The organism is Chloroflexota bacterium (assembly GCA_034717495.1).
Classification (GTDB): Bacteria; Chloroflexota; Anaerolineae; order JAAEKA01; family JAAEKA01; genus JAYELL01.
The window spans coordinates 16,954-37,442 of record JAYELL010000034.1; the positions used below are offsets into that span (position 1 = coordinate 16,954).

The following is a 20,489-nucleotide window of genomic DNA, read 5'->3' on the forward strand; positions in this document are numbered from 1 at the left end:
ATTCTATGAGCCAAAAAAAGTTCTATGGCAAATATCGTGGTCAGGTCATCAACAACGTTGATCCCATGATGATAGGCAGGATCCAGGTTATGGTGCCCGACGTATCAAACATTGCCTTGACCAGTTGGGCCATGCCCTGTCTGCCCGTCGGTGGCGTACAGATGGGCATGTTTACAGTGCCACCCATTGGCGCAGGCGTCTGGATCGAATTCGAGCAGGGTGACCCTGATTATCCCATCTGGACAGGCTCCTTTTGGGGTTCGACGGCCGAGGTGCCTGCGTTAGCCAAAACCGTGCCCCCGGCCATCGACGGAATCACCCTGCAAACTACGCTGCAAAATGGCATCGTGATCAGCGACCTGCCTGGACCCACCGGTGGCATCATGCTCAAGAGCACGACCGGCGCCACGCTGATCGTCAACGATACAGGTATTTACATCCAGAATGGCAAGGGGGCGATGATCACGTTGATCGGCCCCACGGTGACCGTCAACAACGGCGCGCTGGTGGTCGTCTGAGGTCATTCTGAAGAATGCTATCTATCCGATAAAGGAGATCGACTCGTGCCAGGTCCTTTGCTTCACGTCGGCGCCGTGGTGATTTGTGCCCACGGCGGACAGGCTCAGCCGGCGGTGCCCAATCCCAGGGTGCTGGTAAACGGGCAGCCAACGGTTGCTGTTACGTCACCTTATGTGATCGCAGGCTGCGCGTTCGTGCCGCCCGGCGGCAACGGTCCCTGCGTGACGGCCCAGTTTGTCACTTCGGCGATCCGGGTCACGAGCAATGGACAGCCCTTGCTTCTGCAGGATAGTCAGGCTATCTGTGCTCCCACCGGCACGCCCCTGTTGCCGCTTGTGGTGCAGCCGCGGGTGACCGCCATATGAGGAGGCAGACCAATGACGATGGCACTTAGCAAGACCATGAAGAACCTGGATTATGCCTACCATTTCGATGGTCGGGGCCGCACGGCCGGCACCGGCTACGAGGACCATATTCGCGATATGATCGAGCAGGTGCTGTTCACGGTGCCGGGAGAGCGGGTCAACCGCCCCGATTTCGGTAGCGGCCTCCTTCAGCTGGTGTTCGCACCCAACAGTGATGAGTTGGCAGCAACCACCCAGTTCCTGGTACAGGGCGCTCTGCAACAGTGGTTGGGCGACCTGATACTGGTCGAAGAGGTCGAGGTCGAGGCCCAGGATTCCAGCTTGACAGTCCAGGTGCGATACGTTATCCGGCGGACACAAGAGCGCCGGGTGGCGGAGTTCAACCGCCAGATCTGAGAGTGAGTTATGATCTATTTCTGCTGTGACGAAAGGCGCCGCAACAGCGTTGCGAACCATCCGGTGCTCAATGGGATCGACTATCTGGAGGTGCTGGACGATCCTGGGCTGCCCAACAATCTCAGGCAGCGTACACTCTTCGTTCACTTTCTGAAGGAGGATCATCTTGCCGGACTGGACTCGACGAATATTGTGATCGAGGGTGGCGAGCGGATCCGGGATATCGCTGTGCTGGAAACCAAGGCTGATCCATTGGATGCCACGGTACTGGTGGTCACTGTCGACCAACCGGGCGACTTCTCGACCTATACCTTGCGTTTGGTGGCAGCGCCGGAGGCGTTGAGCCCACCTGAGGACTTCGATCCTCGTCTTTCAGCCATCGACTTTTCCTTCAAGGTGGCCTGTCCCAGCGATTTCGACTGTCTGCCTGTCGATGAATGCCCTCCAGATGTCGAGTTGGCGCCTGAGATCAACTATCTTGCCAGGGATTATGCCAGTTTCCGGCAGCTTATGCTGGACCGGATGGCGACGATCATGCCCGATTGGCCGGAGCGAAATCCGGCCGACCTTGGTGTGGCCCTGGTGGAGTTGCTGGCTTATCTGGCCGACCGTTTGAGCTACCAGCAGGATGCCGTAGCCACAGAGGCCTACCTGGGCACCGCCAGGTTACGGACCTCGGTGAAGCGTCACGCCCGTTTGATGGATTACTTCATGCATGATGGCTGCAACGCGCGGGCATGGGTTTATTTTGATGTCAACGCGCCGGTGACTCTGCTGGATGTGGATACGATCTCTGGTGCGCCCGCGCGACTGTTGACCCGATGTGTGCCAGGTCCGGTGGTTGCGGCCGATGATTTGCCGGCTGTGCTCACAGACCACGATCCCGAGGTCTTTGAGTTGCTGGAAACTGGCTACCTGCACCCCGCTCACAATGAAATCCCCTTCTATACCTGGGGCGATGAGGAATGTTGTTTGCCCAGGGGTGCCACCCGCGCCTACTTGAAGGACAGCGTGAATGGGGACGAACGACCACGCTTGCGTCCCGGGGATGTGATCATCTTCGAGGAACGCCTGGGGCCGAACACTGGCAGCGAGGCTGATGCCGATCCAAGCCATCGCCACGCCGTGCGTTTGACTCGGGTGCATCCGGAAGCAAGCGAAACGATGCAGGCTGGCGGCCCTGGAGTTCGTCCGAGGATAGATAGAACGCCTGCCGCAGCGGTCATCGATCCCCTCACCGGGCAGCCATACATTGCCATCGAATGGGATCCTGAAGATGCGCTGCCCTTCCCGCTTTGCCTGTCGGGCATCACCGACGATGACCATGGCAGTCAACTGGTTTTGGACATCAGCCTTGCCCTTGGAAACGTTGTCCTGGCGGACCACGGTCTGAGTATCACGGACGAGGATCTGGGAGTTGTTCCCGACGCAACGATCTTCAAAGCGGAGGGCAGCGAAGCCCACTGCGAGCCTCACCAACGCCATCCGGTTCCTGCCCGTTTCCGGCCCGGTTTGCAGAGTCAACCGTTGACCCAGCAGGGCATGGTGCCGGCGACAGAGCAGCTTCCTGGTGGTGGTCAACAGAGGGTGCACCGGCCTTTCGACGACGAAGGGTCGGCGACAGCGGCATTCCGGTGGTTGATGCGTAATACCATGCCTGCGGTCAGCCTGGTCGATAGCCTGGAGCGGACCTGGAAATCCCGGCGTGACCTTTTGGCAAGCGAAGAGGATGCCACCGAGTTCGTGGTGGAGATGGAGCAGGGAGGACGGGCCTTTCTGCGCTTCGGCGACGACCGCCATGGTGAGCGTCCCAACAGTGGGCTGGGATTCACGGCAACTTATCGGATCGGCAATGGAACGAGCGGAAACGTCGGTACCGACGTGATCACTCTGCTGGTGACAGGGCAGAACGATGTGGCGGCTGCAGTTACCGGCGTGCGTAATCCATTGCCTGCCCGAGGTGCTGTTGAAGCGGAGCGCATCGAGGATGTTCGCCAGCGGGCACCTGTGGCCTTTCGCACCCAGGAGAGGGCTGTGACGGCCGCGGACTATGCCGAAGTCACGGAACGGCAGCAGGACATGCAGATCCAGCAGGCGGCCGCGACCTTTCGCTGGACCGGCAGCTGGCACACGGTGTTTGTAACGGCCGATCGTTATGCCGGGCTTACCGTCGATGAACACTTCGAGCAGCGCCTGCAAGACCGGCTCGAGCGCTACCGTCTGGCGGGCTACGACCTGGAGGTCGACGGTCCGCGCTACGTGCCGCTGGAAGTCACCATCAAGGTCTGCGTCAAGACAGACTATTTTCGCAGCCACGTCAAGGCAGCCCTTCTCGATGTCTTTAGCAATCGCGTCCTGCCCGATGGACGGTTGGGTATCTTCCATCCCGACAATTTCACCTTTGGCCAGCCTGTCTATCTGAGCAAATTGGTGGCTGCGGCCCAGCAGGTGGCGGGGGTGGAATCAGTGAAAGTTTCCAGGTTTCAGCGGCGGGGCCGTCCCGATCCGAAGGCGTTTCAGGATGGCATGTTGGCCTTCGAGCGGCTTGAGATCGCTCGATTGGACAACGATCCCAGTTTCCCCGAACGAGGTACATTCAAGTTGAAGTTGTTAGGTGGCAAATAACACCAGAGGATCATGATGAGCCAATCTCCAGTCACGCTGAATGACTGCGGCTGCTGTCAGGGAACCAGCGCAGAGACGCCGGTTACCCTCGATAATCGACCAGGCCTGAGTGCGATCGCCTACCGGGTTGGCATCCACGGAACGTTCAAGCGCACCATGCTGGCCCGTCTTTCCTCCAGCGCTTACCCAGCGCTGCGTATGCTGACGACCCGCGAGGATGACGACTTCACCATCGCTCTGCTGGATGCGTGGGCAGTGGTTGGCGATGTGCTGAGCTTTTATCAGGAACGGATCGCCAACGAGTCCTACTGGCGTACGGCGACGGAACGGCTGTCGCTGCTGGAGATGGCCCGTCTTATTGGCTACGAACTGCGCCCCGGCGTGGCCGCCACGACCCTGCTGGCCTTTTCGATGGACGAGACACCTGGGGCGCCCGAAAGCGTCATCGTGACGGCAGGTGTCAAGGCTCAAAGTGTACCGGGACAGGACGAATTTCCTCAGACCTTCGAGACCATCGAGGAAATCGAGGCCCGCCCCGAATGGAATGCACTGAAGCTGAAGTTAACCGAAGGCCAAAGTGTTGGACAGAGCAGCCAAAAGATCTATCTGGAAGGCACCGGCAGTAATCTTCGGGCCGGCGATGCGCTTATCTTCGTCGGAACGAATCGAAAGGACGATCCCGAAAGCAACAACTGGGACTTTCGCTATGTAAGCGATGTGACTGCCGACCCGGTGTCGAACCAGACGCTGGTCATATTGAGCACAGCCCTGGATAGTAGCGTGGCTTCTGGACATCCGCTGGAGGTGCACGCGCTGCGCCAGAGAGCGGCCCTCTTCGGCTACAATGCCCCTGATCCGCGTGTCCTGCCGGCGGAAACCCTGACCAAATACGCGAGCAGCCTCAATGCAGGGAAGACCCGTTGGCTCTATCCAATATCCGGGAGCACGGTTTATTTGGACAACAACTATCCTGCGGTTGAGAAAAGCAGTTGGGTCGTGCTGACCAGGCCCGGCTCTACCCGGCTGTACGAAACGGCTGGCGTTTCCGAGGCCGCTGTTGCCAATTTTGCCATGACAGGAAAGGCAGCAAAGGTTCAACTGGACCCCAGCACCGGCCTGGGTAACTTTTCCAGCACCAACTATCGCGGCACGACAGTCTATGCCCAAAGCGAACGGCTTGCAGTAGCCAGTGAGAGGCCCATCGGCAAGAAGGCAACCGGCAGGGTGGATAATCTCCTGATGGCAGCCAAGGTGGACAACCTGTTGCCCGAGCGACGCCTTGTTCTGGTAGGCATCCCAAAAGACGCTGAAGAGTTAACGAGCGAGGACCTGGTCCTGGACAGCGCCAAACTTGAAGGCAACGCCACACGCCTGACCTTCACTACGACGCTTCAGCAATCGTACCAGCTGGAAACAGTGATGATCTACGCCAATGTGGCCAGGGCCACTCACGGCGAGACCACCCAGGAGGTGTTGGGTGCCGGCGATGCAACCCGGCCCTACCAGAAGTTTGGGCTAAAACAGTCGCCGGTGACCTATGTGCGGGATACAGTATCGGCCAGCGGCGCGGTTTCGACATTGGCGGTGAGGGTCAACGACATCCTGTGGCACGAGGTGCCAAGCCTGTACCAAAAAGGCCGCGATGAGCGTGTCTTCGTGACCCGGCGGGACGACGAGGGAAAGATGACCGTACAGTTCGGCGACGGTCAAAATGGCGCCCGGCTGCCCACCGGTATTGACAATGTCCGGGCTACGTATCGCAAGGGGCTGGGAGCAGCCGGTAACCTGGAGTCTGAGCGACTGACAACTCTGTTGACCCGTCCGTTGGGCTTGAAGGAAGTTGCTAATCCGGTGCGGGCTGCTGGCGGCGCCGATGGGGAGACCCGCGACGAAGCCCGCCGCAATGCGCCTGTCACAGTTCGGACCCTGGATCGCATCGTTTCTCTTCAGGATTATGAGGATTTCGCCCAGGCCTATGCCGGGATCGCCAAAGCCCGGGCCACCTGGACCTGGAGCGGCCAACAGCGGGGCGTGTTTGTTACCGTCGCTGGCGCGAACGGCGACATCGTGGAGACCGGTAGCGACACGACCGGTTCCAGCCTGCTTTCGGCCATGCAGGGGGCTGGCAATCCCTTCGTGCCGCTGTCACTCGCTTCCTATGTTCCGGTGAAATTTACGTTGGACGCCGTGATAACCGTTGAGCTGGATTATGACTCCGATCTGGTTCTGGCAGCCGTGGAGAATGATCTGCGCGATCACTATTCGTTCGAGGCCGGAGAGCTGGGCAAGCATGTTTTTCTGAGCGAGATCATGGCTGTGATACAGAGCGTCGATGGGGTGGTTGCAGTCGACGTCAATTACTTTCATCGGCTTGATCCTGGCGTCGGCCCCACTTTTTCTCAGCGACTGATTGCCGCCGCGCCGAGCCCGGGCGTGGCGGCCGGGGAGGTTTTCGGCGCCGAACTGTTGATGATCACCGATGAGCCGCTGGGGCTCGAGACCGCACTATAGGGTCTGGACGAGACGAGGTTCAGAATGAGTTACGACCTGGACACGATATACGAATTGCTACCGGCAATCTACCGCCTGCGCGATGCAGAGGAAGGGGATCCTCTCAAGGCGTTACTGGGTGTCATATCCGAGCAGACAGCGATTCTCGAGGAGAATCTGGCTCAGCTTTACGACGATCAATTCATCGAAACCTGCGCCGATTGGGTGGTGCCCTATATCGGCGATCTGATCGGGTATCGTACTCTGCACGGAGTCACTCCGGAAGTTAGCAGTCCTCGCGCTGAGGTGGCTAACACGATAGGCTACCGCCGGCGCAAGGGCACTGCGGCGATGCTGGAGCAACTGGCCAGGGATGTAACCGGCTGGAATGCCCGGGTGGTCGAGTTCTTTGAGCTTCTGGCAACCAGTCAATACATGAAACACCTGAGGCTGCACAACCTGTACAGCCCTGCCATGCGCGATTGGGAAGCGCTGGAACGATTGGATACTGCCTTCGACAGGGTTGCTCACACGGCAGATGTCAGGCGAATTGGCGGCTATCCGCAGTCGCCCAGGTCTGAACGAAGCGCCGGCAAGTTCAATATTCCCAATGTGGGGATTTACCTCTGGCGACTGGATAGCCATAAACGCAGCAGGTCGCCCGCGGTACGGATCGGTCCCCGGCGTTATATGTTCAGCCCTCTGGGGAAAAACACCCCGCTCTACAATCGGGTCGAAACTGAGGATGAGATCACCCACCTGGCGGAGCCCATCAATGTTCCCATGGCGTTGAGCCGCCGGGTACTGGATTCCTACCTGGCACTGCACTACGGGCCTGGCAAGGGAATCCTGCTCACCGCCGGCGGTGTGGAGATCGACCGCAGCCAGGTCGTGGTCTGCAATCTTTCCGACAAGGGGGCTGTGTGGGCCCATAAGCCGGCCGACAAATATGCCATCGATCCGGTACTTGGCCGGGTGGCTACCCCGCAGAACACGGGGGACCCGGGCCAGGGCATTTTGACGGTGACCTTCCACTATGGATTCAGCGCCGATCTGGGCGGAGGCGAATACGCCAGGGCCGACGACCTGGATGAGGAACTCGCGCCGGTGATGAGGGTGCCAACAGATGAGGCGTCGATTCAGGCTGCGCTTGCGGCCCTGGGTGGCCACGGCGTTGTCGAAGTGCAGGATAGTGGCCCCTACGATGAGACTCCCCACCTCACGGCCACAGCTGGTTCCCGCCTGGAGCTACGGGCCGCGGACGGAAGCTTTCCTCACCTCTTGCTGGGCGGTGAACTGGTCATCGACGGGGGGGATGAAGCCGAGGTTACCGTCGATGGCTTGCTGATCAGCGCCGCCGCCGTCCGTATCACAGGCAACCTGCGACGGGTTACCCTACGCCACTGTACTCTTGTGCCTGGGCACAGCCTCTTCGTCGATGGAAGGCCGCGTTTCCCCGACGCGGCAAGCCTGATCGTCGATGCCGAGGGCCTGATCCTGGAGATCGACCGGTGCATATTGGGCGGATTGCGAGTCGACGGACAGGTCGCGGAGGTTCGTATCGTGGACAGTATTGTCGATGCGACCTCGCCCGACAGGGTCGCTTACGCCGCTTTGGATGGAGAGGGACCTGGCGCGCAGCTGACCGTCGTCGATTCTACGGTAATCGGCAAGGTGCACACCCGGCTGCTGGAGTTGGCCTCAAACACCATTTTTCACGCCCGGCTTGATGTTGACGGCGGGGATACCTGGCTCGCGCCCGTTTTGTCGCAGCGGCGCCAGGAGGGCTGCGTGCGCTTTTCATTTGTGCCGTTCCGGTCGGTGACACCTCGCCGTTTTCAATGCCAGCCGGCCAGGGAGGAAGACATGGTGTCCATGAGGCCTGTCTTCAACTCCCAGCGCTATGGAGATCCCGACTATTGCCAGTTGAACCAGCGGTGCCCGGTCGAGATTCGCACTGGTGCCGATGATGAATCTGAGATGGGCGTGTTTCACGACCTGTATCAGCCTCAAAAAGAGACGAATCTGCGGGTACGCCTGGATGAATATCTGCGCTTTGGGTTGGAGGCGGGGATATTCTATGCCAGCTAACCGATCCTTTGGAGGTCCGCTATGAAGGGCGATTTCAGTCGAAACACCTTTGATCCAAAAAAACATTATTCCAACGTACTGATGCAACAGGGACGCGTGCATCTGGACGCGGATTGGAATGAGCAGCAGGCGATCGTTACCTGCCGTGTCGAAACCGAGGCCCGAGATGTGATCGGGAAGTGCGGTGGGCCGCTCGGCGGGGCTGGTTTCGGGCTGGTCGCCAAACCGGACGGCACGCTGGTGATTGGCAAGGGCCGTTACTACGTGGACGGCATTCTGTGCAAGAACGAGCAGGACGCAGCCTACAAAGATCAGCCTGATCTGCATGAGCCACCTGACATTCCCTCATTGCTGAAAGAGGCGGATACCGCTCTGGGAATCGTCTACCTGGATGTATGGAAACGTCACATCACGGCCCTGGACGATCGGCTTATTCGGGAGGTAGCCCTGGGCGGCCCCGACACCGCCACCCGGGTGCAGACCGTCTGGCAGGTCAAGGTGCTGCCCGTTCAGTCAGCCGGCGATTCCAGTGAATTGCAGGAGTTGATTGAGGTGCGCAAAGAGCTGCTGCAGATGCTCATGGAACTGGAAGAAGCAGGCGCCGGGGCCGACCAGATCGCCGAGGTGAAGGCTAAGATTGAGGAAGTCGAGGCGGCCATCATCGCCAGCCTTGGAAGGAAGAGTTGTGCCGATTCCTTTCCGGAGTGGACCGACCTGATATCTCCGCCAGAGGGAAAGTTAACGGCCCAAACCACGGTAGCGGATGACGACGACAATCCCTGCCTTTTGCCGCCCAGTGCCGGGTATCAGCGATTGGAGAATCAACTCTATCGGGTCGAGGTGCATCGACCCGGACCCAGGGGACAGGCAACCTTTAAGTGGTCCCGGGAGAATGGATCGGTGGTAACACCGATTGAAAAGTTCAATGGCAAAGAGGTCACTGTCACCAGTGTGGGACCAGATGCAGTGCTGGGTTTCTCGAACGAACAGTGGGTCGAGGTTATCGACGATAAACGAGAGCTGGATGGCGCGCCGGGGCAACTGGTGCAGATCGCCAACGTGGATCCCGGCACGCGCATCATCACCCTCAAGGTGGCGCCGGCGGCGATAGATTCCAGGTACAATCCCAAATTGCGCCGCTGGGACCAGACCGGCGACGACGCCACGGCCGGGGGCGTTCGGATTCTGACCGGGCTCCACGACCTGGAGGGTGGCATTCAGGTTCAGTTTTCTGCCGCCCACTACAAGACGGGCCAATATTGGTTGATTCCCGCACGAACGGCCACCGGCGAGATCGAATGGCCACCCTTTGAGGTGCCCAACACAAGCCCGGAAGCGGTCCCTCCCTTGGGAATCCATCACCACTACTGCAGGCTGGGCATTGTGCGCCTGAAGGACAACGATCTACGAGTGATTCAGGATTGCCGTACCATCTTTCCTCCCCTGGCCTCGCCGGCACTGCGGGTCGAACGGATCAGTTGGCGGAACGACGATCTGATGAGCATTAGCAGGTTCGCCGAGGAAGGGCTGCGCATGGCTCTCAGCGGTACGCCTGATTCCCGAACCATTGACAGTTCCACGATGATCGTGACCGCGGAGGTGTCCTATCGCGAGGGAGATTCCCAGAGCGAGGTGCCGCTGAATCACAGCCTGATCCTTCACGGCAGTATCAGCGTCCACGGGAACATTATTCACTGGCAGTGGGATCAGGGCACAAATCCTGATGGTCCCAGTGGTGCCGGTTTTCTGGCTGTGAATTCGCTGGCAGCAATCCAGGATCCGCGCATCATCCGGCTTAGAGTTGTGCTAAAGGGGCACGTGGTCTGGGGTGATTTTGGCCAGCGCCGCCTCTTCCTGGATGGGCAGGCCTTCGGTCGCCCGGACCTGCGAGGAGTCGACAATTCGGTTCGCACGGCGCTGGAATTACCCAGTGGCAACGGTGAACGGGCAAGCGATTTCGAGAGCTGGTTTTTCCTGGGAACCGAGGGAGATACCCCTGAGCCGCTCCAGGTTAGGACGGTGCGTTTCATTTCTGTGAGGGAGACAGGGGAGCAGCCCAGCTCGGCCGGTGATATCAACGTGCCTCCGGTGCCCAGCGTGCCGCCGGTATTCAAGGCTGGTGAGCGTATCAACGTCGTCGAGATTGAGTTCAACAGAGCCGTCAGCCCGGAGGGCATGAAACCCAACGGTGAACCGCAGTCGATCCATGTAGACAGAGTCGACCAGGCGGGCAACCTGGACAAGATCTTTGGCGACATCCAGCTGGTGGACGAACACAAGGCGCGCTTCCTGGTCCAGGATCCCTCACGATTTCCAAAGGGTAACTTCCTCCTCACCATTCTTGGAGAGGATCGCGATGTGGATCCCGGCGTTCGTGCCCAGGATGATGGGTCCTTGCTCGATGGGGACTTCGATGACGATCCGGGCGCCGATTTCCGCCTCGAATTTCGCGCTGTGTAAATCAACCTCGGGCTAAGTTTGGGCAATCTGCTTTCCGCTTTTTCATGTGCGTATCCGTCACGCCTGCTTCTCCCTACGTCACTCCCGCAGTCATCCTCGCGAACGCAGGGAAGGCGGGAGTCCATCTATGGCTGGTCTCCTGTAGTGCTTCCCGGAAGTCAAGGGAAGTGTGGTATAATCGTCCGCCATGGACGACTCACAGAAACGACCGAACTGGCGATTGCTGGTAACTGAGCCCATGTCCGGTGCCTGGAACATGGCCATCGACGAGGCGATTGCTGAGCATGCTGGCAAGGGCGATGTGCCGATGACGCTGCGTTTTTACGCGTGGGCTCCCCCCTGTGTTTCCCTGGGCCGGCACCAACCGCTGGCCGACGTCGACGTAGAAAAATGTAGCGAGCTGGGGTACGATGTTGTTCGGCGACCTACGGGCGGTAGGGCTATCCTGCACACCGATGAGTTGACCTATTCGGTGGCGGGCCCCCAGTCCGATCCCATCCTGGCGGGCGGGGTGCTGGACAGCTACCTGCGCCTGAGTCAGGGTTTGCTGGCGGGATTGGAGGAATTGGGACTCCAGGCGGGCAAGGCGCCCGTCTCCAATCGGGCCAACGCCGACGCTGGCCCGGTCTGTTTCGAGGTGCCCAGCGCCTACGAGATCGTGGTTGGCGGGAAAAAGTTAGTGGGCAGTGCCCAGAGCCGTCGCCAGGGGTGGGTGCTCCAGCACGGTACGCTGCCCCTCGGCGGTGATATCACGCGTCTGGTGGATGTTCTTGACATAAAATACAGTAGTGAACGGTTGGCTTTGAAGCGTATCCTGGCGGATAGGGCCACTACCGTTGGCGCGGTGCTGGAAGGAGGGGTCGGGTTCCAGCGGGCAGCCGAGGCCATGAGCAGGGGATTCGAGAGTGGGGTGGCCATTGAGCTGACGCCGGGGCTGTTAAGCGATGAGGAGTGGGGCACTGCGGAACGAATCTGGCAGGAGAAGTACGCCAGCGATGATTGGACAGGGCGATTCTGAAGGATGTCATCATCTTTCAAAATCGAAGGGTTGACCCCCCAACAACGCCAGAGATCACCCATATGATCCAGATCATGGTCACGGCTGGCGATGCATTCTATGACATGGTCTACGGCTACGACGGCACTGGCAACCTGGTAAACAAGGCTGGCACTACGCTGGACTACTTCCCCCATGGGACAGCACAGCCCCATGCCGTGCAGTCGGACGGCACCCATGTGTATGAGTATGACCAGAACGGCAACATGGTGGCACAGCGGCTGAGCGGGGGTGGCAGCGCGATTGCCACCTACACCTGGACGGCGGACAACTGGCTGGCCAGTGTGGACATGCAAGGGCAAGGGGTATCCAGCTTCAGACTTCTACTCGCTTTCCTTGTTTTGGGTCATTTGCTGTAATTCGTATAGTCTGTTAAGGGCATCCAGGGGGCTAAGGGCATTGACATCTAACTTTTTTAAGGCTTCGACCACAGGATTCGGTCCGCCAAACAGAGTTAGCTGCATGGGATTCATCGAGGGTCCAATGTCATCCGGGGAGAAGAGACCGCCGGGTGCTGCGCCCTGAGATTCCAGGTCTTCGAGGATTTCCTCGGCCCGGTGAATGATTGGACGAGGAATCCCTGCTAATTGGGCAACATGGATGCCGTAGGAACGATCGGTCGCGCCTGGCTCGATCCGATGCAGAAAGATGACCCCCTCTCCTTCTTCAGCCACCGCGACGTTGTAATTCACTACATGAGGCAGCCGCTCAGCCAGGGCAGTCAACTCGTGGTAGTGGGTGGCAAAGAGGGTCTTGGCTCGCAGCCGCGGGTGGTTGTGAATATATTCGACCACTGCCCAGGCGATGGAAAGACCATCGAAGGTGCTGGTGCCACGCCCCAGTTCGTCGAAGATGATCAGGCTGCGGTCTGTGGCATGATTGAGGATATTGGCGGCTTCGACCATCTCGACCATGAAGGTGCTCTGGCCGGCATGAATCTCGTCCTGCGCTCCAATCCTGGTGAAAATCCTGTCTACCAGGCCAATATGGGCGCTGTCGGCCGGTACGAAGGAGCCAATCTGGGCCATGAGTGCGATCAGCGCCACTTGCCGCAGGTAGGTGCTCTTTCCAGACATATTGGGCCCGGTAAGGATCATGATGCACTGTTCTTCGGAAAGTTGCAGGTCGTTGGGTTGGAAGGGTTCATCCCGTTGGGTGATTTCGACGACCGGATGCCTTGCCCCAATGATGTCCAACCGGTGATCATCGGAAAGTTGGGGTCGAACATAACGGTTATTGGCAGCAACTTCCGCAAGGCTGGTGAACAGGTCCAGTTCGGCCAGACTGTGAGCGGTCTCCAACAGGCGGCTTGCAGCGGCCGCGACTTGAGCGACCACCTGGCGGTAGAGTTCTCCCTCCAACTCTGCCTGGCGTTCTTCCGCGTTCAGAATGAGATTCTCATACTCCTTCAGTTCCGGCGTGATGTACCGCTCGGCGTTGACCAGAGTCTGTTTGCGGATGTATTCCTCGGGCACCAGGGCGCTGTTGGCCCTGGTCACCTCGATGTAATAACCAAACACTTTATTGAAACCGACTTTGAGCGACTTGATTCCCGTGCGCTCTTTTTCGCTTCGCTCGAGGCTGGCCACCCAGTCCTTCGCGTCGCGGGCCGCAACGGTGATGCCATCCAGTTCAGCGGAATAGCCGGGGCGAATTACACCACCGGAGCTCACGGCAGCCGGCGGTTCTTCGGCAATTGCCTTTTCAAGCAGGTCCAGGACATCGGAGCACAGCAGCTGGGATAAGCCGTTCTGCTGGTTGTCTCTGGAGATCTCGAGAATCTCCGGCAGCAAGGTCAGGGTCTGACGGATTCCCACCAGGTCCTGGGGGCGAGCCGTGTTCTGAGCCGCGCGCCCGGTCCACCGCTCCAGATCGCCGACCTGGCGAAGCAGATCGCGCAGTTCAGCGCGCGCAACCAGGTTGTCGTGCCAGGCCTGCACACTGTCCAGGCGAGCGTCGAGCGCCGCCCGATTCAGTAGCGGCTGGTTGAGCCATTGTCGTAACAGCCGGCTGCCCATGGGCGTTCGCGTCGCATCCAATACGCCCAGCAGGGAACCCTTTTTACTGGCGCCGCGAATCGTCTGGACCAGTTCCAGGTTGCGGCGGGTAGCTTCGTCGAGAAGCATAAACTCGCCCGTGCTGTAGGTTCGAAGCCGGCTCAGGTGGGGCAGGGAATCTCGCTGGGTCTGTCGCAGATACTGAACCAGGGCGCCGGCTGCGATCGTGGCCGCCGGCAGCGACTGGCAGCCAAAAGCTGAGAGAGATTCCACCTCAAACAGATCAAAAAGCGTCTGGCGGGCGCTCTCCTGCTCGAATTGCCAGTCCGGCAACGGTGTCAAAATGAACCCCGGTTCCTCGCCGTTGATTTGTTGGCCGAACAACCCTCCGCTTGGTGACAACAGGGAGTCCTTCAGGCTATCCGGGATCAGAAGCTCGGCCGGCTTCAATCGGGCCAATTCCTCGCCCACCAAATGGCCCAGTTCGCTTCCTTCGAGCTGTGTGGTTGCGAATTCACCTGTCGTGATATCGGTGTAGGCGAATCCCGCGGTGCCCGCTGAAGGATCCACAGTCAGGGCGCCCAGGTAGTTGTTCTTATCCTCGTCGAGCATGTGGGGCTCAACAATAGTGCCCGCGGTAATGACGCGTCGGACCCGCCGGTCGACCAGCTTTTGGCCCGGAGGGGGTTTGTTGCCTATCTGTTCGGCGATGGCGACCTTGTAGCCAGCCCCAATCAATCTGGCGATGTGAGGTTCTACGCTATGAAAGGGCACTCCTGCCAGCGGTACCCGCTGGTTTTTCCCTATCGGGCGCGAGGTCAGAACAACATCACAGACTTGGGCGACAATCTCCGCGTCGTGGTCAAAGGTCTCGTAGAAATCGCCGAGCCGAAAGAAGAGAATGGTATCGGGATACTGTTGTTTGATCGCCAGATACTGGCGACGCATGGGTGTTGGCATGGCGGGTGTCAAGCCGTTTGATAGATGGTCTCAAGCATTTCCAGCCAGCCAGTATCGGCGAAATCCAGCTCTTTGTAGGCTGGAGAGGGTTGCACGTTGTAGGGCGCGTGACTGGCCGGAAGATAGATGGAAAGCCCGGTCGCCCTGGGCGCAGCGTACTTGCCGGTCGCGACATTGCTGACTACCGGGCCCCGGCTGGAGGCAATCCAATCGCGCAGGACCGTGCTGGTTGCGAGCAATCTCAGGTCCATGCCACCGTTTTCGAGATAGTGACGTCGTAGCAGGGTCACGAAATGATGCAAATCCACGTAGTCTGGATCCTCGAAAATACCCCGGGCTGTGTCGGCTGCCGACTGGTATGCCCGCCGAAAAGCACTCTCGTCCGGATAGATTTCTGTGATGGCCCGCGCCAGATTTCCGACCCGGTGAGCTGTTGTCTTCATGGTCGTCAGATCCACCGCGGACTGCGTAATCGGCCGGCTCTGGTAGGCCTTGCCATATTCCTCTACAATCAGTATCCCCAGTTGCCGGGGTGAGATCTCCGGGTCGCCATTCAGTTTCTCAAGTATCCCGGTGTAGGGCCAGCCATTGAGGGGTTCCAACTCCTGGGAAGCGATCGCAACAGCTGCAAAATCCCGCACCTGGTGGAAGACTTCAATCATAGCCATCAGACAGGCGTCCATACCGATTGCGCTCAGCTGGCGCTGTGGTTCCTGCTCATGGTCGGACATCACAGCTTCCAGCCGTGTCGGATCAGCAAAAATCGCCGCTGCGTCATCTTCACTTTCGGCAATCTCGGCAACGCGCAGCGCCTGGCTCAACTCCACGTTGGTCAAAAAATCAAGGGAGGTATCGTCATAGAGGATTCCCCGCAGGAGGTCATCGTCGATATCCTGCCCCAATTTCCGGGCCCAGTCCGCTGTTGCCGAAAAAAAGGCCACGTTTTTGCTTCGCGGTTTGAGATTGAGAGCCGCGGCATGGGAGCCAGAACGGACCGTTTGATAGACATCGTTGTCCTTCCAGCCGATGCCGTGATTCCAAAGGATCAAGAGTGTATGGCGGGCCGGGCAGCGCGCCATGCCCCAGATCACGAACCTGGCAAGTTCGCAGGGATCACCGGTATTGATCTCCGGGATGACTTCAACGACGTCATCCCAGGTATTGTTGCCTTGTCGGATTTCAAGGCGGTAGGAGCCCTGTTGGATGTCCGGGTCTTCGCCCAGGGTGTCGAACTGGGCCAAAACCGCCACGCGATCTGTCGACCCAACCTCCTGTATCTCGGCGATATCCCGATGGCCGGCGGTGGTCATCTCCGCCATCAGGGCATAGGCACCGAGATCTGTTTCAAATATCTTGCCATTATCCCCGCCCATGTAGAGCAGGATCGTCCAATCTCTTTTGCTGGTCACAGGAGCGCTCTCCTTTCGCTGTTTGGGCACAAAGAAGGTCAGGAGTGTCCGGTTGGCTTCAGAATGAAATAATCTTCGAAAGGTTCTGTGAAGCCGGCGGGATAGTACTCACCACTGGCGCGGTTCATTTGGTAAACCCCTTGATAATCATCCCGCGCGATGCACTGAAGGGCTTTCACCAGGCGATCGACATCGTCCGTATTGTTGTAGCAGCCGAAGCTGGCGCGTATCATGCCAGGCATATTCGACTTGTCGCCCCCCAACAGTTGATCGCGCCAGGTGCCAGCGGTTTCCATGTCGAGCTGAAGGAGATGGACCACGTAGGGATGGGCGCAGAAACAGCCGCTGCGTACGCCGATTCCACCCTCGTAGCCGAGAATCGACGCGACCAGAAAGTGGGATTTTTCCTCCAGGTTGAAGGGGATCACCCCGACTTTCTCGTGCAAGCGGTCCGGGTCGGTCTCGCCGTAGATCTTCAGGCCGGGTATCTCGAGCATGCGTTGGGTGGCGTAGGTCAGCAGTTCCTGTTCGTGGGCAGCGATGGCATCCATACCGGTTCGCATCAAGACCTGAGCGGCAGCAGCCATGGCAACCGCTCCCACCACGTTGGGACTGCCTGCCTCATCCCGATCCGGCATGCCGGCCCAGCGGACCTCCTCCAGAGTTACGATGTCGACAGTGCCGCCACCGGGATATTCGGGGCTACCCTGAAGGAAAATCTCTTTGGGTCCAATCAGGGCGCCGGTGCCGAAGGGCGCATACATCTTGTGGGCTGAGATGGTAACAAAGTCCAGGTGTTCCGGATCGTCGTCGGGCTTCATGTCCACCTGGCGATGGGGCGCCCACTGAGCCGCGTCTACCAGGATTCTTGCGCCCACCTGGTGAGCTTTTCTTGCCAGGCGGTGTACAGGCTGGATGAATCCGCTGACGTTGGAGGCTCCTGCTACGGCAACCAGGGCAATACGATCTTCGTACCGGGCAAGTTTGGCATCGAAATCCTCTTCATCCAGGCGCCCCTCGGGCGTCAGCCCCACGTGCACGACGTTGGCCCGGGCGCGCCAGGGCAGGTCGTTGGAGTGATGTTCCATCTGTGTGGTGAGGACAACGGCATCCGACTTCATAGGATAGCGGAAGGAGAGTTTGTTGATAGCCTCGGTGGTGTTCTTGCCGAAGATCACCGTATTGCTCACCGGGTTCGCCCCTACAAATTCGGCGATGATTCCGTGGGCTTGTTCGTAGGCAACCGTGCTGAGACGAGACTTGAATCCGGTGCCGCGATGGACGCTGGAATAGTAGGGAATGAAGCGCTCGAGTGCGTCCATTACGTCGAGCAATGCCGGGGTGCTGGCCGCGTTGTCCAGGAACACATAGTCTGCCTGGGTGCCGTCAAGCAACGGCACCTGTTGATCCACACCGACAATACGGTGTCGCAGGTCAGCGGTGGTGGGTGAGGTGGTCGGTGTCATGTATGCTGGCTCCGGGTGTCTTTGGGTTGAAAAGCTGCGACCTGTCAGGCGTCCAAAAAGGGCAGTGTAGTAACCACAGCCTCTACTGGCCCGGAAGTTTGATCGACGATGACCTGGGTGTTTTCCTCATCAAAAGGACGTCGCAGGAAACCCAGGGCGATTGGCCGGTCGAGGCCCAGGCTGTGAACACTGCTGCTGACCCAACCGATTTTTCGGCCGTTGGCCAGGATCGGGGATTGGATCGTTACAGGTTTTTGCGGATACAGGCCCATCAGGTGGGTCGTTACTTTGTCGTAGGTAATCTGACGGGCGATAATTTCCTGACCGGTATAGCACCCCTTGTGGTCGTCGCAGAAACGGCGCAAGCCCGCTTCCAGGGGACTCACCCTGTCAGTTAACTCCGATCCCGCCGCCGGAACACCTGACTCCACCCGAAGGATATCGTAGGCTTCTTCGGGAAGATCAGTTGCCCCAACGCTGATCAGAAGGTCACGGATAGTCTCGGCCGTTTCTGCCGGCGCAAGCAGTATGTAACCATCGCTGCCCAGCCCTTCGTTTCGCTGAACAATGATCAAGGCGCCGGCAACCGTCGCCGGCTGCCATGCAAACGGCGCCAGATCGGCTGCTTGAGCAACGCCTGCCTCGGCCAATACCTGCGTCGCCCTTGGGCCATAAAGGCCGAACTGGGCCATGACCGAGCCGCGCCCTTCGATATTGACCTGGTCGTTGAAAAAGATCTGCGAACTGAGATGGCTGTATGCCCGCGGTCCCTCGCCGGGACCGGCGATCAAAAGCACGCCCTCTTCGTGGATCTGCAGGGTGAAGACAACGTTGATTCGAGCTGACGCTGAGGTCAATACGGTCACCGTGCCCTGGCCCGTGCCGAGACGCACCTCGTTGCTGGTCAGACGCTGGAGGAAATCGATGCGGTCGGAACCGCTCAACCAGAGTCTTCCGTGGTGACTCTCATCGCGTAGCGCAGCCCCATTCCGGCCGGCGTGGTAACCTGCCAAATCGTTCTGGCCGAGGATGTTATTGGAGTCTATCATGGTTTCCTGTCGCAGCCCGAAGGTTGGGTTTGCACCCGCCCCTTTTCGTGCGGCAAGTATACCACATGGAGCCGTGAACCTGGAATCACCGCTTAATCCTGCTGAGCCACCAACCCCAAACGTTCGAATTGCTCGGCAGGCGCGTGATTCTCTCGCAGCAGACGAATCAGTTGCTGAGTCATCCGCTTTTCGACGGCCGAATCTTGTAACCTGTTTTCCTGGCGCGGGTCGTTACGAAGATCATAGAGGCGGGTACCGGTCTCGTAGGAGTTGGACTCGCCCCGGGCCGGGATTTTCAAAAGGGGGCAGCCCTTGGTGAATGGGAAGGGTGGCGCCAGCGTGGCATCGCGCAGTTCCTCGACGCTAAACGGATAGCGCATATGGGTCGGCATCAACGTGTAGTTGTTGAGGGGTTGTCCGTCGGGTGAGGATGGGGCCCGCATGTACACGTAACGCCCGTCGGTTACGGTGACGTGGCTGCCAAAAATACCAAACAGGCCAGCTTCCCTGACCGGCACATCCTGGGCGATCGTCTGCTGCAGGTCTTTTCCGGTCATGTCTGCCGATGGTGCGATCCCAAAGAAACCCAGAACGGTTGGCGCCACGTCGATCGTCTGCACCAGGCTCTGTCGCCGTGTTCCCGCATCCTTCGTTCTTGGATCCCAGATGAACAGGGGCGTGTGGGCAACCTCTTCGAAGAAGGGAGGGACCACCTTGGCCCACCAATCGTGCTCACCAAGCAGGAAACCATGATCTGTGCATACGATTAGCATGGTGTCGTTCCATAGGTCCAATTCATCCATCGTATCGAGAACCCGCCCCAGGGAGTTGTCACACAGGCTCAGCAACGCTGCGTATTCACGGCGAACATGATCGATTTCATCCGGCGTTTCCTGAACAGGGCGATAGGGCGGCCAGTCGAAGTGGGCACCCTCGTATTCTTCAGGGTACAGATCGCGGTATTCCTGGGGCGCGTAGAATGGCTCGTGGGGATCAAAGGTCTCGATCTGCAGGAACCAATTGTCTTCCTGATGGTTGGCCTGGATAAACGCCAGACCCCGATCAAAAACCTGGGTCTGGGGAAACTGCGACTCTTCCTGAATGACCTGGCGGTTCACCCAGTCCTGGCGCCACATGGGTTCCGAGCGATCAACCACGACATCGGGGATCTCAGGGTCTTTCACTTGCCCGATCCAGGGATCACCCTCCTGACCTCGGACCATCTCCCAGGTCGTGTATTTCGTGTGGTAGGTTGCACCGCCTGTCTCCCAATAGTGGTAGTGGTCGCTGACGAGGTGAGTGTAAACGCCCTGTTGGCCCAACATCTCCGGCATGGAGTCGTCGAAGGGCTCCAGCGGCCCCCAACTTCGGTGCAGGAAGTTGGGACGTCCCGTATGCAGATCCCGACGGGCTGGCATGCAGGGCGCGCTGGTGATGTAACATGTGTCAAAAGTGACACTCTTTTCACTCAATCGCTGGAAGTTTGCAGCGCGGACCCAGTCGCAGCCATAGGGTGGCAGCATGTGGCGGTTGAGGGTATCGAACATAACGATGATAGCTTTCATTGTATTGACTCCTACTCTGGACAAGCCAGAACTGGTACTC

14 protein-coding genes are annotated in these 20,489 nt (G+C 59.0%); 9 read left to right on the top strand and 5 right to left on the bottom strand.

Annotated elements, in window-relative coordinates:
- Positions 1-5: 5 nt before the first annotated feature.
- The 9 genes from U9R25_06690 to U9R25_06730 all read left to right on the top strand — a co-directional run bounded on the left by U9R25_06690 (position 6) and on the right by U9R25_06730 (position 12,362).
- Positions 6-518 (top strand): phage baseplate assembly protein V, encoded by a 513-nt coding sequence (locus U9R25_06690; protein ID MEA3335581.1) that lies wholly within the window; start codon positions 6-8, stop codon positions 516-518.
- A gap of 45 nt (positions 519-563) precedes the next feature.
- Positions 564-884, top strand: coding sequence for a hypothetical protein (locus tag U9R25_06695; protein MEA3335582.1), 321 nt, complete (start codon positions 564-566; stop codon positions 882-884).
- A 36-nt stretch (positions 885-920) separates the two neighbouring features.
- The gene (locus U9R25_06700; GenBank protein MEA3335583.1) at positions 921-1,280 is read left to right on the top strand and encodes a GPW/gp25 family protein; all 360 of its coding nucleotides are present in this window, start codon (positions 921-923) and stop codon (positions 1,278-1,280) included.
- A gap of 9 nt (positions 1,281-1,289) precedes the next feature.
- Positions 1,290-3,905, top strand: coding sequence for a putative baseplate assembly protein (locus tag U9R25_06705; GenBank protein ID MEA3335584.1), 2,616 nt, complete (start codon positions 1,290-1,292; stop codon positions 3,903-3,905).
- A 12-nt stretch (positions 3,906-3,917) separates the two neighbouring features.
- A complete protein-coding gene (locus U9R25_06710; protein MEA3335585.1) occupies positions 3,918-6,416 on the top strand; it encodes a putative baseplate assembly protein in 2,499 nt (832 codons plus the stop codon).
- A 24-nt stretch (positions 6,417-6,440) separates the two neighbouring features.
- The gene (locus tag U9R25_06715; GenBank protein MEA3335586.1) at positions 6,441-8,486 is read left to right on the top strand and encodes a hypothetical protein; all 2,046 of its coding nucleotides are present in this window, start codon (positions 6,441-6,443) and stop codon (positions 8,484-8,486) included.
- Between the two features lie 21 nt (positions 8,487-8,507).
- Positions 8,508-10,946, top strand: a complete 2,439-nt coding sequence (locus tag U9R25_06720) for a DUF6519 domain-containing protein (protein ID MEA3335587.1) — start codon at positions 8,508-8,510, stop codon at positions 10,944-10,946.
- 187 nt (positions 10,947-11,133) lie between these two features.
- Positions 11,134-11,964 carry a biotin/lipoate A/B protein ligase family protein gene (locus U9R25_06725; GenBank protein ID MEA3335588.1) on the top strand — a complete coding sequence of 277 codons (831 nt, stop codon included), beginning with the start codon at positions 11,134-11,136 and terminating at the stop codon, positions 11,962-11,964.
- A gap of 62 nt (positions 11,965-12,026) precedes the next feature.
- Positions 12,027-12,362, top strand: a complete 336-nt coding sequence (locus U9R25_06730) for a hypothetical protein (GenBank protein ID MEA3335589.1) — start codon at positions 12,027-12,029, stop codon at positions 12,360-12,362.
- Here U9R25_06730 and mutS read toward each other — a convergent pair.
- The 5 genes from mutS to U9R25_06755 form a co-directional block, all read right to left on the bottom strand.
- Positions 12,327-14,960, bottom strand: coding sequence for a DNA mismatch repair protein MutS (gene mutS / locus U9R25_06735; GenBank protein MEA3335590.1), 2,634 nt, complete (start codon positions 14,958-14,960; stop codon positions 12,327-12,329). The genes U9R25_06730 and mutS overlap by 36 nt on opposite strands.
- An 8-nt stretch (positions 14,961-14,968) precedes the next feature.
- Positions 14,969-16,369, bottom strand: coding sequence for a clostripain-related cysteine peptidase (locus tag U9R25_06740; protein MEA3335591.1), 1,401 nt, complete (start codon positions 16,367-16,369; stop codon positions 14,969-14,971).
- A gap of 38 nt (positions 16,370-16,407) precedes the next feature.
- Positions 16,408-17,835, bottom strand: coding sequence for an aminotransferase class V-fold PLP-dependent enzyme (locus tag U9R25_06745; protein ID MEA3335592.1), 1,428 nt, complete (start codon positions 17,833-17,835; stop codon positions 16,408-16,410).
- A 44-nt stretch (positions 17,836-17,879) separates the two neighbouring features.
- Positions 17,880-18,884: a glycine cleavage T C-terminal barrel domain-containing protein gene (locus tag U9R25_06750; GenBank protein MEA3335593.1), complete on the bottom strand. Its 1,005-nt coding sequence runs from the start codon at positions 18,882-18,884 to the stop codon at positions 17,880-17,882.
- Positions 18,885-18,976: 92 nt separating this feature from the next.
- Positions 18,977-20,449, bottom strand: a complete 1,473-nt coding sequence (locus tag U9R25_06755; protein MEA3335594.1) for a sulfatase-like hydrolase/transferase — start codon at positions 20,447-20,449, stop codon at positions 18,977-18,979.
- Between the last annotated feature and the right edge of the window lie 40 nt (positions 20,450-20,489).

Bases quoted from the DNA above. Each gene is read 5' to 3' on its own strand.
- U9R25_06705 (MEA3335584.1), top strand. From the start codon at position 1,290: ATGATCTATTTCTGCTGTGACGAAAGGCGCCGCAACAGCGTTGCGAAC.
- U9R25_06690 (MEA3335581.1), top strand. From the start codon at position 6: ATGAGCCAAAAAAAGTTCTATGGCAAATATCGTGGTCAGGTCATCAAC.
- U9R25_06700 (MEA3335583.1), top strand. From the start codon at position 921: ATGAAGAACCTGGATTATGCCTACCATTTCGATGGTCGGGGCCGCACG.
- U9R25_06755 (MEA3335594.1), bottom strand. From the start codon at position 20,449: ATGAAAGCTATCATCGTTATGTTCGATACCCTCAACCGCCACATGCTG.
- U9R25_06715 (MEA3335586.1), top strand. From the start codon at position 6,441: ATGAGTTACGACCTGGACACGATATACGAATTGCTACCGGCAATCTAC.
- mutS (MEA3335590.1), bottom strand. From the start codon at position 14,960: ATGCCAACACCCATGCGTCGCCAGTATCTGGCGATCAAACAACAGTAT.
- U9R25_06745 (MEA3335592.1), bottom strand. From the start codon at position 17,835: ATGACACCGACCACCTCACCCACCACCGCTGACCTGCGACACCGTATT.
- U9R25_06710 (MEA3335585.1), top strand. From the start codon at position 3,918: ATGATGAGCCAATCTCCAGTCACGCTGAATGACTGCGGCTGCTGTCAG.
- U9R25_06725 (MEA3335588.1), top strand. From the start codon at position 11,134: ATGGACGACTCACAGAAACGACCGAACTGGCGATTGCTGGTAACTGAG.
- U9R25_06720 (MEA3335587.1), top strand. From the start codon at position 8,508: ATGAAGGGCGATTTCAGTCGAAACACCTTTGATCCAAAAAAACATTAT.
- U9R25_06730 (MEA3335589.1), top strand. From the start codon at position 12,027: ATGATCCAGATCATGGTCACGGCTGGCGATGCATTCTATGACATGGTC.
- U9R25_06750 (MEA3335593.1), bottom strand. From the start codon at position 18,884: ATGATAGACTCCAATAACATCCTCGGCCAGAACGATTTGGCAGGTTAC.